Genomic DNA, 14,712 nt, shown 5'->3' with positions numbered 1-14,712 from the left:
CCAAACTCTAGATACTGTTACTATCCAATGTCAAGGGATGATGGGAGCCGACGTGAAGGTGTCTGAACTGGTTGCCGAGACCGGCGTTCCGCTCGCGACGATCAAGTACTACCTGCGCGAGGGGATGCTGATGCCGGGCGAGGCGACGAGCGCGACGCAGGCGAACTATGGCGACGACCACGTGCGGCGTGTGCGGCTGATCAGGTCGCTGTCCGAGGTGGCCGGCCTGCCGTTGCAGAAGGTGAAGGTGGTGCTCGACCTGATCGACAACCCCGGGGGCTCGCTGTTCGATGCGCTCGGCCGGGCTGTCGCCGCGCTGCCGCCGCACCTCGACGACGCCGAGCCGCCCTACCCGCTGGCGCAGGCGGCGATCGACGAACTCGGCCAGCTCTACGACCCGCGGTACGCGGCGGTGGCCCAGCTGGAACGCGCCCTCGAGGCGGTGGCGGATGCGGGCATCCCGATGACGCCCGAGCGCCTGGCGGTCTATGGGGAGCACGTGCGCGCCATGGCCGAGTTCGACATCGGTCGGATGCCGTCGGCAGACCCCGCCGAAGCCCTCGGATACGCCGTGCTCGGCACCGCGCTCTACGAGCCCGTCATCGCCGCGCTGCGCCGCCTCGCCCACCAGGACATCGCCGCGCGCCGCCTAGCGGCATCCGAAACGGCCGTGAGGGGCGAGTAGTTGTGACCCGAACGGCGCGTCTGGTCGCAACTACTCGCCCCTCGCGGGCGTCGAAGGCTAGAGACGCGCGGCGACGAGCTCCGCAATCTGCACGGCGTTCAGCGCGGCGCCCTTGCGGAGGTTGTCGTTGCTGATGAACAGCGCGATGCCGCGCCCGTTAGGAACACCCTCGTCTTGACGCACCCGGCCGACGAAGCTCGGGTCTTTGCCCGCGGCTTCGAGCGGGGTCGGCACATCCGTGAGCACCACACCGGGAGCGCTCGCGAGCAGCTCCTCGGCGCGCGCCGCCGAGAGGGGCTTCGAGAACTCGGCGTTGATCGACAGTGAGTGACCCGTGAAGACCGGCACCCGCACGCAGGTTCCGCTCACGAGGAGGTCGGGCAGGCCGAGGATCTTGCGGCTCTCGTTGCGGAGCTTCTTCTCCTCGTCGGTCTCGTTCGCTCCGTCATCGACGATCGAGCCCGCGAGCGGGATCACGTCGAAGGCGATCGGACGCACGTACTTCACGGGCTCCGGCAGCGTCACGGCCGAGCCGTCGTGCACCAGCTGGAGCAGGTTCTCGTCGGCGACGGCAGTGCGGATCTGGCCCGCGAGCTCCTCCGCGCCGGCCAGCCCCGAACCGGACACGGCTTGGTACGTGCTCACGATGAGGCGCTCGAGGCCTGCCTCGTCGTGCAGCACCTTGAGCACGGGCATGGCCGCCATCGTGGTGCAGTTTGGATTGGCGATGATGCCCTTCACGGCGTCGTCGATCGCTTCGGGGTTCACCTCGCTGACGACGAGCGGAACCTCCGGGTCCATCCGCCAGCCGCTCGAGTTGTCGATGACGACGGCTCCGGCCTCGGCGAAGCGCGGCGCCTGGGCCTTCGAACCGGTGGCGCCGGCCGAGAACAGGGCGATGTCGATGCCGGAGACGTCGGCCGTCGCCGCGTCTTCGACCACGATGTCTTGGCCCTTGAACGGCAGCGTGGTGCCGGCGGAACGGGCCGAGGCGAAGAAGCGGATCTTCCCGACCGGGAAATCGCGCTCCTCCAGCAGGCGGCGCATGACGCTGCCGACCTGGCCGGTGGCGCCGACGACGGCGACTGTCAGTTCTTGGGTCTCAGTCACGATGGGGTCCTTCGGATCGGTGCTGCAGCTTGCTGAGTCGAACGGTGGAGAGGGCGGCGCAATTCCCGGGAGGTGCGGCGGAAGGCGCGGCCGGAGTCAGCGGCCGGAGTCAGCGGCCGGTGCCGGCGTAGACGATGGCCTGCTTGTCGCCGTCGAGCCCGAACGCGCTGTGCACGACGCGGGCGGCCTCGTTCACGCTGTCGGCGCGCGTGACGACCGAGATGCGGATCTCGCTGGTCGAGATCATCTCGATGTTGATGCCCGCCTCGTAGAGCGCCGCGAACAGCTTGGCCGAGACGCCCGTGTTGGTGCGCATCCCTGCGCCGACGAGAGCGAGCTTGCCGATCTGGTCGTCGTACTGCAGGGTCTGGAAGCCGGTGTCCTGCTGCTCCGCGTTCAGGGCGGTGAGCACACGCTGGCCCTCCGATTTCGGCAGCGTGAAGGAGATGTCGGTGAGCCCAGTGGATGCGGCCGACACGTTCTGAACGATCATGTCGACGTTGGCCTCGGTCTTGGCGACGATCTTGAAGATCTGGGCGGCCTTGCCCGGAACATCCGGAACGCCGACGACGGTGATCTTGGCTTCGCTCAGGTCGGTGGCGATTCCGGCGATGATCGGCTCTTCCACGTGATCTCCCTTGTGTTTCGCGGCCTCGACCGCTGCTTCGTTGAGAACGAGCGTGCCCTCGTTGTTGTTGAACGACGACCGCACGTGCAGCGTGACGTTGTGGCGGCGCGCATATTCCACGGCGCGGATATACAGCACCTTGGCGCCGGCGGCGGCGAGTTCGAGCATCTCCTCGCTCGTGATCCTGTCGATCTTGCGGGCGCTGGGCACCACGCGCGGGTCGGAGGTGAAGACGCCGTCGACGTCGGTGTAGATCTCGCAGACCTCGGCGTGAAGCGCTGCCGCGAGTGCGACGGCGGTGGTGTCCGAGCCGCCGCGGCCGAGCGTCGTGATGTCTTTCGTGTCGCGGTTGAAGCCCTGGAAGCCCGCCACGATGGCGATGGCGCCCTCGTCCAGCGCGTCGCGGATGCGCCCGGGGGTCACATCGACGATTCGGGCGGAACCATGCTGGGCGTCTGTGATCATGCCCGCCTGGCTGCCGGTGAAGGAGCGGGCGTCGTAGCCCATGCTGCGGATGGCCATCGCGAGCAGCGCCATGGAGATGCGCTCTCCGGCCGTGAGCAGCATGTCGAGCTCGCGCGGCGCGGGGATGGGCGTGACGTCGTGCGCGAGATCGAGCAGCTCATCCGTGGTGTCTCCCATGGCGGAGACCGCCACGACGACCTCGTTGCCGCCCTTGCGCGTCTCCACGATCCGCTTCGCGACGCGCTTGATGCTCTCTGCGTTGGCGACGGACGAGCCGCCGAACTTCTGCACGATAAGGGCCACGGACACTCCTGGGATTGGTGGCTGTCAAGCCGGAGAACCCATTCTATCGGGGGCGACGTTCCCTCTCCGGAATATGACGACGCCCCGGATCGGCGTGCGCCCGGCTCAGCGCCGCCGGCGCTGCCGCCGCGTGATCACGAGGGTTGCGAGGGCGAGCAGGGCAAGTGCCAGGGCGAGCACGATCGCGCCCACACTGAGCGTGAGAGTTTCGGGGGTCATCGGAGTTCTCCATCGGGTAGCTGCGTCGGGGTTCGCAGACGTATTCGTTGGAGAGACCCGCGCGGGTGGGTGACATGACGTCACTCCCAGTGCCTTGCCAGGGACGAGACGAACGCGGTCAGGAGACGACGCGGCGGCCTTCGAAGGCACGGCCGAGGGTGACCTCGTCGGCGTATTCGAGGTCGCCGCCGACAGGCAGACCGGAAGCGAGGCGGGTCACACGGATCTCCAGAGTGGTGAGCAGCCGGCTCAGGTAGGTGGCCGTCGCCTCGCCCTCGAGGTTCGGGTCGGTGGCGATGATGACCTCTTGCACCGTGCCGTCGGCGAGACGCTGCATCAGCTGCCGGATGCTCAGGTCGTCGGGGCCGACACCGTCGATCGGGCTGATCGCGCCGCCGAGCACATGATAGAGCCCGCGGAACTCCCGGGTGCGTTCGATGGCGACGACGTCTTTCGCCTCCTCGACGACGCAGATGAGGGCGGGATCGCGGCGGGGGTCACGGCAGATCGAGCAGGTCTCCTGTTCGGAGACGTTGCCGCAGATCGCGCAGAAGCGCACTTTGTCTCGCACCTCGAGCAACACCTCGGCGAGCCGGGTGACGTCGAACGTCTGGGTCTGCAGGATGTGGAACGCGATGCGCTGCGCGGACTTCGGGCCGATGCCCGGGAGCCTGCCCAGTTCGTCGATGAGCTCCTGGACGATTCCCTCGTACACGCGCTACCTCGATCCGGCAGGCGGTGCGGCCTGCTCTTCGATGAAGGTGGCGCCGAGGATCTCACGCACCACGGATTCCCCGTAGCGCTGCGGCTCCTGGAACGTCGGCGTTCTGCCGCCGGACGATGCCGCGGAGGCCGCCGGCCGCGCCGACGCTGCGGCGGCGGGAGCGGCGGATGCGGGACCAGCGGATGCGGATGCGGCGAGCGCCGAGGTGGCCGGGCGCGTCCGAGCCGGCGCCGAGGCAGCGGGCTCGGTGGAGCGCGCGGGCAGACCAGGGCCGTTGTCGATCGCCCAGCCTTCCTCGTCGTGGTCGGGCACCGGGGGCTCGTCGGGCGGTTCGATCTCCGGCGGCGGCACGTCGTCGTACGGGTCGTCGGCGGGGGCGGCCGCAGTGACGATGGGGCCGGCGACGGGGGCGGCCGCAGTGACGATGGGGCCGGCGACGGATGCTGCAGGTGCCGACGGCGTAGCTGTCGCAGGGCTGGTGGCGGCCGACCCGGCGCCCGGGATGGACGCGACCGCCCAATCGGTGGTCACGCCAGTGGGCGCGGACGCTGTGGGCGCGGAAGCTGCAGGCGCCGACGCTGCAGGCGCCGACGGGGCGACCGACGCAGCAGGAGCCGAGGCCGCCGACACTGCGGGAGCCGACGGCGGCGTGGACGCACCGCCCGCTCCCCCGGACGGGCCTGCGGGAGCCGCGGGAGCCCCATCCGTTCGGGCGATGTATTTCACGCGGATGCCGAGCACGTCGACGATGGCCTGGCGGAGATATTCGCTTACGCCGAGCGCGCCACCGGTGGACGCCTGGCGGAAGCTCGCAACGTCGTTGTCGCTCGGGAACGACAGGGTGAGCACATCACCGTTCAGCGAACGGACCTGCGCGGTGAACACGACCATCCAGGCGCTGCGCTTCGCCTTCTGTACCGCGTCGAGGATCTGCGGCCAGGCGTCTTTGACCTGCTGCGTGGTGACCTCACCGACGGGAGCAGGCGCCTGCGCGGGCGTCTGACCGCCCTCGGGAGCGGCGGGCGTGGAGGATGCGGACTCGTCGGCGGCCTCTGACGCCGCAGCCGGGGTCGGCGAGGCGACCGCGGTCGGGGCTGCGGCAGGCGCAGGCGCGGCGGCAGGTCTCGCGGCGCGAGCAGGAGCGGGGGCCGGCACTGCCGTCGCGCTCGACGCATCCGGAGCAGAGGGCACAGACGGCACGGAGGGCACAGGGGACGCAACCGGAGCCGAGGGCGCCGCGGGCGCGATCGACGCCGCTCCCCCGCCGTCGCTCACGCCCACCCGGCGCTCCAGCCGCTCGACGCGGGCGAGCGCGCCGCGCTCGGTCTCGTCGCTCGACGGAACGAGCACGCGCGCGATCATGAGTTCGAGGTGGAGCCGGGGCGACGTGGCGCCCGTCATCTCGGTGAGGGCGGCGTTGACGATGTCGGCCGACCGGGAGAGCTCGGCGGCGCCGAACTTCGTGGCCTGCACGCTCATCCTGTCGAGCTCGTCTTGGGGGGTGCCCCGCAGCACGGCCGCGGCGCCCTCCGCGCTGGTGGCCGCCACCACGATGAGGTCGCGCAGCCTCTCCAGCAGGTCTTCGACGAAGCGCCGAGGGTCTTGACCGGTCTGCACGACGCGGTCGACCGCGTTGAAAGCGCCGGCGGCATCCCGCGCCGCGATCGCGTCGATGACCTCGTCGAGCAGGGCGGCGTGCGTGTAGCCGAGCAGGGCGACGGCCCGCTCGTAGTCGACGGACGCGTTGTCGGACCCCGCCATCAGCTGGTCGAGCAGCGAGAGGGTGTCACGCGGTGACCCGCCACCGGCACGCACCACCAAGGGCAGCACGCCCGGTGCGACAGTCACGCCCTCGGTGTCGCACAGCGTCTGCACGTATTCGAGCATCTGCGCCGGGGGCACCAGCCGGAACGGGTAGTGGTGGGTGCGCGAGCGGATGGTGCCGATGACCTTCTCGGGCTCGGTGGTGGCGAAGATGAACTTCACGTGCTCCGGCGGCTCTTCGACGATCTTGAGCAGCGCGTTGAAGCCCTGCGGCGTGACCATGTGCGCCTCGTCGAGGATGAAGATCTTGTAACGGTCGCGGGCGGGCGCGAAGATCGCACGCTCGCGGATGTCACGGGCGTCGTCGACACCGTTGTGGCTCGCCGCGTCGATCTCGACGACGTCGAGCGAACCGCTGCCGTCTCGGCTCAGCTCGATGCAGCTCGAGCACTTGCCGCAGGGGGTGTCGGTTGGCCCCTCCGCACAGTTCAGGCAGCGGGCGAGGATGCGGGCCGACGTGGTCTTGCCGCAGCCGCGAGGGCCGCTGAACAGATAGGCGTGGTTGACCCGATTGGTGCGGAGCGCCGTCATGAGCGGCTCGGTCACCTGGGACTGTCCGATCATCTCGGCGAAGGTGTCTGGCCGATAGCGGCGATACAGTGCGGTAACCACTCCCACATGCTACTTGCCGCCGCTGACACCGACCCCAGGGATCGTCCACATCAGTGGCCGGGAACCGACGACGGTGCCGACAGTGCCGCCGCGACTGCGCGCCAGAACACGACCCGCGCCTCTTCCGTCGCCTGCTTTCGCGACGAGCCGTCGAGGCCGAGCGGGGTGTACGGCGGTGCGTAGAAGAGGTGCGTCGCATCCGACAGACGCAGGTAGATGTCGCCCGGATGCCGGCCGCGGGCCGTCACGCCGGCGGCCATCCAGGCACATCCATTGTCGAGCTGTTCGTCGTGTCCGGCGCAGGCGAGCAGCAGCGGGCCCTGGATGCGGTCGAGCGAGAGCACGCTCCCGGGCGACACGACGTGGGTGCCCGTCGTGCACGGCACCCAGCTGCCGTCGACCGTCACCGCCGGGCTCGGCACCGGAGACGTGCAGATGAGGCCGGTCGTGCCCGCCGGGGCGATCGCGCCGTACACCTGGTCGTCGTAGGCCACAGCCGCCCAGAGCGCCAGCTGCGCACCGCGCGAGGTGCCGAAGGTGAAGATCCGGTCCCGGTCGACGCCTGGCTGAGATCTCAGCCAGGCGAGCGCCGCGGTGAACCTCGACGCGTCGAGCGTGTGACTCGGATCGGGCTCGCCTGCGGGCCCGAACGTCGACAGGGCGAGCGTCGGATAGCCGAGCGCCGCGACCTGGGCGGCGAGTGGCAGGGCTGGAGTGGCACCGGTGTCCGTGCCGTCGAACACGATGACCGCGGGCCGCAGACCCTCCGACGTCGCCGGAGGGTCGTAGTAGTCTCCGCCGATGCCGTCATGGAACACGGCCCGCGGGGCCACATAGTCACGCAGCCCGACGCGGTCGACCGAGGTGCGCGCCACCGTGCGCCCGGCCGTCTCGGCGTCGAGTCGCACGCTGACCGTGGATGTTCCCCAGGCCGGCGCGTCGGCGGCAGCCGCGTCCGCCGAGTTCCCGGACCGTGGTGCCAGCGTCCAGAACAGACCCATGCCGTCTGCGCCGTGGAACGCCGCCTGCAACGGCGCCTGCGTGGTCAGATCGACCACCCCGTCGCCCGGCACGGCGTACACGGCGCGAGACGACCATCCGGAACCGGCCGCGACCGTCGCCGTGATCGTCACCGGTTGCCCGGGCGGCAGGGCGAGCACCTTGATGGCGATGGGACGCCAGGACAGGCTGGGGTCGCGACTCACCTCGAACCGCGGGCCGACCGGATGCGGCGCTCCCGTCGAACACCCCGTCAGGGCGGCCGCCGCCAACGCGAGGCCACACACCGCGGCGGCGAGACGCGCCCCGAGACCCGCCCCGAGACCCGCCCTGCCACGGGCTGACCGGCGTCTCACGATCTCGTCGTCCTGTGCAGGAGGTCGCCGACGGAGTTCCAGAAGGCGCGCCGCGCCGCTTCTGTCGCCTGCGCTTTGGCCGGCCCGAGCTCTTGCAGCCCCACCGGAATCAGGGGCGGCGTGCTGACCGAGTGCCCGGCCTTGCGCGCCTCGAGAAAGACGTCACCCGGGCGCTCTCCCCGCACGCTCCTCCCCGCACGCAGCCACTCGCACGCGTTGGCGAGGGTCTCGTCGTCTTCGCCGCAGGCGAGCAGCACCGGGCCGGGGATGCTGTCCAACCGGAGCAGCGCCGTCGACCCGATCGTGCGCGACGGGTCTTCGCAAGGCACCGCGACTCCCTCCGCCGTGATGACCGGCGTGCCCGCCGCCGACGTGCAGAGCAGGGCCGTCGTGCCGCTCGCGGCGACCGCGCCGTAGACCTCACCCGGACTGTTCACGGCCAGCCAGAGGGCGAGCTGGGACGCTCGCCAGGTTCCGTAGACGAAGATACGCCCGCCGTCGACGTTCGGCTGCAGCCTCAGCCAGCGGACGGCCGCGTCGAACGATTCCACGGCGAGCGCTGAGGAGCCGGGGATCTGTCCCGCGGGACCGAAGGCGGGAAGCGCGAACGCGGCATACCCTGCCGCGGCGAGCTGGGCGGCCGCGAAAGCCGCTGACCCTCCCCCGTCGTCGCCGTCGACCACCACCACCGCCGGACGGCGCACGGCACGCACCGGGTCGGGGTCGTAGAACGTTCCGATGCGCACGTCGTAGGTCGTGCCGCCCGGCGAGCCGCCGTCGGTGGTGCGGATGAGGTCACCCGCGAACACCGGACGCGCCGTGACCCGCTCGGCGAACCCGTCTCTGTGCACGGAGGCCGTCGCGACTTCGCGGCCGTTCTGCAGCGCGGCGAGACGCACGTCGACGTCACCGTTCGCCCACACCGACTCGAGCTGCCCCTGGCTCTGCGAGGGGCCGCTGAGGCTCCAGAGCGGGCCTGCCGCATCCGGGCCCGCGTAGTCGCCGAGCAGGGGACGCGCGGTTCCGAGGGAGACCGCGCCGTCGGGTGGAACGGCGAACACGGCACGGGACACGTAGGTTCCCGCGTCGGTGCGTGCCGTGGCGGTGAGGACGACCGACTGCCCTGGCTGAAACCCGACCATCGAGATCGAGATCGGGTCGCTGATGCCGGTTCGGCGCTGCTCGACCACGATGCGCGCACCGCCCGAACCTCCGGCGGCCGTGCATCCCGTCGACACCACAGCGAGGCAGAGCACGGCGACGGCCGAGACGGCGAGCCGGTGACCCCACGCACTCCGCCGGAGGCTCATGTGCGCGTGGCTCTCAACAGGATGGCTCCAACGGCGTTCCAGAACGCGACGCGACCGTGCTCAGTCGCCTCGGCGGTGGCGGGGTCGCCCAGGTCGATGGGAAGGCCAGGCGGCACCGTGATCGGATGCGCCGCTCCCGCCACCCTCAGCATCCGGTCTCCCGCGTGCGGTCCTCTCGCCTGCTCGGCGGCGTCAAGCCAGCGGCAGGCGTTCAGCAGCTGCTCGTCCCGCTCGGCGCAAGCGAGCACGATCTGTCCGCTCACGGTGTCGAGCGGGAAGACCGCCGCCGGGTTCACCCGGCCGGCGTCGCCCTGACACGGCACCCCGATCCCGTCTTCGAACACGGCGGACACGTCGCTGCCCGGCAGGCAGAGCAACGCCGTCGACCCTCCCGCGGCGAACGCGCCGGCGATGCGGTTGCTGAACCGCGTCGCCGCCCACAGTGCGAACTGCTCGGCCGAACCCGTTCCGTAGACGAAGATGCTGCGCGCGTTGATGTCGTCGCGAGCGTCCAGCCAGTCGAGCGAGGCCGCCACGGTCGCGGCATTGATGGCTCTGACCGTCTCGGCTCCCGTGGCCGCACCACCGGACGGCAGCACCAGCACCGCCGTTCCGAACTGCGTCAGCAAAGGAGCGATGTAGTCGGAGGACGCACCGGGCGACGTGTCATCGAACACGAGTACGGCCGGTGTGCGCGGGCGCTCGATCGAGCGGGCGCTGTAGAAGTCGCCGACCGGGCCGCTCTCCGGCGACCCGGGCGGCAGCGGCGCTGGACGTTCGAGCGTCGAGCCGGCAGCCGCGGCGGCCGCTGCCCGCTGCAGGTCCCGGCCGGTGACGCGACTCGGACGCGAGCCGAGACCCAGCCCATCCAGCCGGAACGTCTTGGTGGCCACCACCCGTGCACCGTCGAACGCGTCGACGCGCACATCGACCGTCGACCGCATCCAGAGCCCGATCTGGTCGAACGTGGTGAGGTCGGGGCCCTTCAGCGACCAGAAGAGCCCGGCCGAATCCGGCTGGTCGAACGCCGCCAGTTGCGGCTTCGCCCGCGCAAGGTCGAGCGAGCCCGACAGCGGAACCGTGTATGTGGCCTCGGACGACCAGTGGCCCTGCCGCGCCGACATCGTCGCCGCCAGACGCAGCCGGCTGCCGGGTTCGGCGCCCACCAGCTCCAACGGCACCGGCCAGAGCACGGAGGTGTAGTGGATGAGCGGCGGCGTCACGAAGCGCGGCCCCGACCCGCTTGCGGTCGGCGGGGCCGTGCATCCGGTGATCGTCAGTGCGAGTGCGCCCGCCCAGCAGACGGCCGCGATCGCAGCCCGCCGGAACGTTCGCCGCACTCGCATGACCTCACCGTCATCCTCTTCGGCCGGTCGTCACCCGGCACCGATCGCCGACAGTGTCTGCCGCGCGATCTCGAGCTCCTCGTTGGTGGGGACGACCAGCACCGTGACGGCCGAGTCGTCGGCCGAGATGATGTGCGGGCCCGCGACGCGTTCGGCGTTGCGCTCCTCGTCGAGCCGGATGCCGAGCGCTTCGAGGCCCGCCACGGCGCCCGCCCGCACGGTCGACGAGTTCTCGCCCACGCCCGCCGTGAACGTCAAAACGTCGAGCCCACCGAGGATGGCGATGTACGCGCCGATGTAGTGCTTCAACCGGTGCAGATAGGTGTCGAGTGCCAGTCGCGCGCCCGCATCGCCGCCGCTCGCGGACTCCTCCACGTCGCGCATGTCACCTCGGCCCGACAGACCGAGCAGCCCGCTCCTGCGATTGAGCAGTTCGTCGAGGCCGGCGGTGTCGAGGTGCGCCCGGCGGGACAGGTGGATGAGGACCGCCGGGTCGATGTCGCCCGACCGGGTGCCCATCACGAGGCCTTCCAGGGGCGTCAACCCCATCGACGTGTCGATCGAACGGCCGCCGTCGACGGCGCATGCGGACGCGCCGTTGCCGAGGTGCAGCACGATCTGCTTGAGGTCGCCGAGGGGTTCGCCCAAGAACTGCGCCGCCGTCTCCGACACGTATTTGTGCGACGTGCCGTGGAATCCGTAGCGCCGGATGCGGTGCCGCTCGGCGAGCTCGGCGTCGATCGCGTAGGTGTACGCCTCGGGTGCGAGCGTCTGGTGGAAGGCGGTGTCGAACACAGCGACGTGGGGCACATCAGGAAACGCCTTCTCGGCCGCTCGGATGCCCTGCAGGTTCGCCGGGTTGTGCAGCGGCGCCAGCTCGGCCAGGTCTTCGATGTTGATCTCGACGAGCGGGGTGATGACGGTCGGCTCGAAGAACCGCTTTCCGCCGTGCACCACCCGGTGGCCAACGGCGACGGGCGGAAACTCCTCGAGGCTCGGCCCATTGGCCTCGAACGCCTCCAGCATGGCCTGGAACCCAGCGGTGTGATCGCGGATCTCGAGCGTGCGCTCGGCTTTGCCGTTCGGTCCGTTGTGAACCGTGTGACCGGAGCTCTCGCCGATGCGTTCGACGAGACCGCTGGCCAGCGGCTCCTCGGTCTCCATGTCGATCAACTGGTACTTGAACGACGACGAGCCGCTGTTGACCACCAGCACGGCGCTCATGACAGCTCCGCCTGAATGGCCGTGATCGCGACGGTGTTGACGATGTCGTCGACGAGCGCTCCGCGCGAGAGGTCGTTGATCGGTTTGCGCAAGCCCTGCAGCACTGGCCCGATGGCCACCGCGTTGGCGCTTCGCTGCACGGCCTTGTACGTGTTGTTGCCCGTGTTCAGGTCGGGGAAGATGAACACCGTCGCCCGGCCTGCCACAGCGGAGCCGGGCAGCTTGGCGGCGCCGACGGCCGCATCCGCCGCCGCGTCGTACTGAATCGGGCCGTCGACCGGCAGACCGGGTCGCCGCTCCCGCACCAGGGCCGTCGCCGTGCGCACCTTGTCGACGTCGGCGCCGGTGCCCGACTCGCCCGTCGAGTACGAGAGCATCGCCACGCGCGGCTCGATGCCGAACTGCGCCGCCGTCTCGGCCGACGAGATCGCGATGTCGGCGAGCTGGTCTGATGTCGGGTCGGGGATGACCGCGCAGTCCCCGTAGACGAGCACGCGGTCGGCGAGCGCCATCAGGAAGACGCTCGACACCACCGACACCTCCGGCCTGGTCTTGATGATCTCGAACGCCGGCCGGATGGTGTGCGCCGTCGTGTGGGCGGCGCCAGACACCATCCCGTCGGCCAGTCCCAGATGCACCATCATCGTGCCGAAGTACGAGGAGTCGGTGACCGTGTCGGAGGCCTGATCGAGCGTGATGCCCTTGTGCGCCCTCAACTGGGCGTACTCGGTGGCGAAACGCATCCGCAGCACGTCGTCGAACGGGCTGAGCACCTCCGCTTTCGCGAGGTCGAGGCCGAGCTCGACAGCCCGCGACCGCACCTCGAACGGCTCCCCCAGAATCGTGAGGCGGGCGACACCGCGGGCGAGCAGGGTGGCGGCGGCGCGCAGGATGCGGTCGTCTTCGCCCTCGGGAAGCACGATGTGCTTGTTCGCCGCGCGCGCCCGTTCGAGCAGGTCGTATTCGAACATGAGCGGCGTGACAACGTCTCGCGGGCTCACGTCGAGCCGGGCGAGCAGCGCGTCCGCATCCACGTGCCGCTCGAACAGGGCGAGCGCCGTGTCGTACTTGCGCTGCGAGTCGGCGGCGAGGCGGCCCCGCGCGTGCGTGATGCGCACGACGGTGTCGTAGGTGCCCAGGTCGGTCTTGACGATCGGCAGGGTCGAACGCAGGCCCGCGATGAGCCGTTCGATCGGCTCGGGCAGTTCGAATCCGCCGTTGAGCACGATTCCCGCGATCGACGGGAACGTGCCGGACGCGTTGGCCATGAGCACAGCGAGCAGCACCTCGGTGCGGTCGCCGGGAACCACGACGACCGAGCCTTCGATCAGCCGAGGGAGCACGTTGTTCATCGACATGCCCGCAACGACGACTCCCAGCGCCTCGCGCGCCAGCAGCGTCTCGTCGCCGGCGACGAGTGTCGCCCCTGTCGTCTCCATGATCGACCGGATGCTCGGCGCGACCAGGAACGGATCTTCGGGGATCGCCCACACCGGTACTTCTCTCGCGACCTCGGGAGCCGCGGACGTCTCGATCCCCGACATGACGGACTCGACGATGCGCGGAAGGTCGTCGGGATCTGCGCGGTTCGCGACGACGGCCAGCAGTGACGCGTGCTCCGTGCGCAGCTCGGCCATCGCGATCTCGGTGAGCTGGCGGAGATCTTCGGCCGTGCGGGGCTCCGCCATTCCGAGACGTTCGCCGAAGCCCTGGCCGATGCGGCCGCCGAGCACGAGCAGCACCGGAGCGCCGAGGTTCGCCGCGATGCGCGCGTTGAACCCGAGCTCGGTCGGGCTGCCGACATCCGTGTAGTCGGAGCCCAGGATCACGACCGTGTCGCACTGAGCCTCGACGGCCCGGAACCTGTGCACGATCTCGGAGAGGGCGGCATCGGGATCGGAGTGCACGTCGTCGTAGGTCACGCCGATGGATTGCTCGTAGTCGAGCGGCACGGTGACCCGCTGCAGCAGCAGTTCGAGCACGTAGTCACGCTCCGTCGTGGAGCGGGCGATCGGGCGGAAGACGCCGACCCGGCCGACGGCCCGCGTCAGCGCTTCGAGAACGCCCAGCGCGACGGTCGACTTGCCCGTGTGCCCCTCGGCCGATGTGATGTAGATCGAGCGCGCCACGATCAGACCGCCTCCACGATTCGCTGGTGACGTGCACTGGAACTCTTGGCGATCATGCTCGATTCGACCCCTTATTTTGCTTGTCGACCGTCTCACCTCAAACCTACCGGCGACGGTGTGGGAAGAGGCTGGGTACCCGGTACAAGCAGGGAACGCGCAGGCAAAAGAAAAGACCCCCCACGCACCCGCCAGAGCCCGGTTACCCTTGCTGCGTTTCCGCCCTGGGGGAGTTGGCCTGGATGGCGCCACGTGGGGAGCCGAGGACGAGTCTACCGGATGCTCGTGTCGTGGGAGGCCTCCGCGACCCGGTAGGATGCTTTCTGGCGTTGCTTCCGAACGGAACGACATCAGCCAGGAGAATTCGCCTAGTGGCCTATGGCGCACGCTTGGAAAGCGTGTTGGGTGCAAGCCCTCGGGGGTTCGAATCCCCCATTCTCCGCCACATTCTTCTCGTCCCGGAAGATCAGCTCACGCGATACCAGCCGCGCCTGCTCAGGCGCGAGAGGCGGGCGCTTCCGCCGGATGAGCTGGCCTTCGTCAGCTCATTCGAGGGCGGCGAGGTCTTCCGCTCGGGCGTCACCTTCCGCCGTGGGAACGGCAAGGTGTTCTACTTCAGCCCCGGCGACCAGGACTACCCCGTGTACTGCCCGAGGTGACGAATCCGGAGCGGGCCTGGTTTTCGCGGCGCTGAGCGGCACTCCATCGAGATTCGGGCGTCCCCGGCCGTTCGCCGGGGGGGCGCGTCGTTGTCGGCCCGGGGGGGGCGGGCCCGGGCGCG

10 protein-coding genes, 1 tRNA gene, 1 other RNA gene and 1 pseudogene are annotated in these 14,712 nt (G+C 70.0%); 3 read left to right on the top strand and 10 right to left on the bottom strand.

Annotated features, from left to right (window positions below):
- Nucleotides 1–37 precede the first annotated feature (37 nt).
- Nucleotides 38–685 carry a MerR family transcriptional regulator gene (locus tag ACFVWR_RS14620; protein WP_387213416.1) on the top strand — a complete coding sequence of 216 codons (648 nt, stop codon included), beginning with the start codon at nt 38–40 and terminating at the stop codon, nt 683–685.
- A 57-nt stretch (nt 686–742) separates the two neighbouring features.
- On the opposite strand, the gene ACFVWR_RS14615 is transcribed toward ACFVWR_RS14620, so the two are convergent.
- The 10 genes from ACFVWR_RS14615 to ffs all read right to left on the bottom strand — a co-directional run bounded on the left by ACFVWR_RS14615 (nt 743) and on the right by ffs (nt 14,196).
- Entirely contained in the window at nt 743–1,795 is a 1,053-nt protein-coding gene (locus ACFVWR_RS14615; RefSeq protein WP_387213413.1) for an aspartate-semialdehyde dehydrogenase, read from the bottom strand.
- A 109-nt stretch (nt 1,796–1,904) separates the two neighbouring features.
- Nucleotides 1,905–3,191, bottom strand: coding sequence for an aspartate kinase (locus ACFVWR_RS14610; RefSeq protein WP_387213409.1), 1,287 nt, complete (start codon nt 3,189–3,191; stop codon nt 1,905–1,907).
- A gap of 337 nt (nt 3,192–3,528) precedes the next feature.
- Nucleotides 3,529–4,125 (bottom strand): recombination mediator RecR, encoded by a 597-nt coding sequence (gene recR / locus ACFVWR_RS14605; RefSeq protein ID WP_387213405.1) that lies wholly within the window; start codon nt 4,123–4,125, stop codon nt 3,529–3,531.
- Nucleotides 4,126–4,128: 3 nt separating this feature from the next.
- A complete protein-coding gene (locus ACFVWR_RS14600) occupies nt 4,129–6,570 on the bottom strand; it encodes a DNA polymerase III subunit gamma and tau (protein ID WP_387213402.1) in 2,442 nt (813 codons plus the stop codon).
- Nucleotides 6,571–6,620: 50 nt separating this feature from the next.
- Entirely contained in the window at nt 6,621–7,925 is a 1,305-nt protein-coding gene (locus ACFVWR_RS14595) for an acyl-CoA thioesterase/BAAT N-terminal domain-containing protein (protein WP_387213399.1), read from the bottom strand.
- Nucleotides 7,922–9,235: an acyl-CoA thioesterase/BAAT N-terminal domain-containing protein gene (locus ACFVWR_RS14590; protein WP_387213396.1), complete on the bottom strand. Its 1,314-nt coding sequence runs from the start codon at nt 9,233–9,235 to the stop codon at nt 7,922–7,924. The genes ACFVWR_RS14595 and ACFVWR_RS14590 overlap by 4 nt, the downstream gene beginning before the upstream one ends.
- Nucleotides 9,232–10,581 carry an acyl-CoA thioesterase/BAAT N-terminal domain-containing protein gene (locus ACFVWR_RS14585; RefSeq protein WP_387213393.1) on the bottom strand — a complete coding sequence of 450 codons (1,350 nt, stop codon included), beginning with the start codon at nt 10,579–10,581 and terminating at the stop codon, nt 9,232–9,234. Before ACFVWR_RS14585 ends, ACFVWR_RS14590 begins: the two co-directional genes overlap by 4 nt.
- Before the next feature lie 30 nt (nt 10,582–10,611).
- Nucleotides 10,612–11,805, bottom strand: a complete 1,194-nt coding sequence (locus ACFVWR_RS14580) for an acetate/propionate family kinase (protein WP_387213391.1) — start codon at nt 11,803–11,805, stop codon at nt 10,612–10,614.
- Entirely contained in the window at nt 11,802–13,934 is a 2,133-nt protein-coding gene (gene pta, locus ACFVWR_RS14575; RefSeq protein ID WP_387213388.1) for a phosphate acetyltransferase, read from the bottom strand. Before pta ends, ACFVWR_RS14580 begins: the two co-directional genes overlap by 4 nt.
- Nucleotides 13,935–14,099: 165 nt before the next feature.
- Nucleotides 14,100–14,196: signal recognition particle sRNA small type (gene ffs / locus ACFVWR_RS14570), an RNA gene on the bottom strand.
- Between the two features lie 92 nt (nt 14,197–14,288).
- Between ffs and ACFVWR_RS14565 the strand changes: the two genes are divergently transcribed.
- Nucleotides 14,289–14,376, top strand: a tRNA-Ser gene (locus ACFVWR_RS14565).
- A 76-nt stretch (nt 14,377–14,452) separates the two neighbouring features.
- Nucleotides 14,453–14,578: pseudogene (locus tag ACFVWR_RS14560) on the top strand (trehalose utilization protein ThuA); the annotation flags it as partial.
- Nucleotides 14,579–14,712: the final 134 nt, after the last annotated feature.

Origin of the sequence: Leifsonia sp. NPDC058292, assembly GCF_042880955.1 — a bacterium.
Classification (GTDB): domain Bacteria; phylum Actinomycetota; class Actinomycetes; order Actinomycetales; family Microbacteriaceae; genus Leifsonia.
Note: the sequence above shows the minus strand (reverse complement) of the source record. Positions and strands in the feature narration are given on the sequence as shown.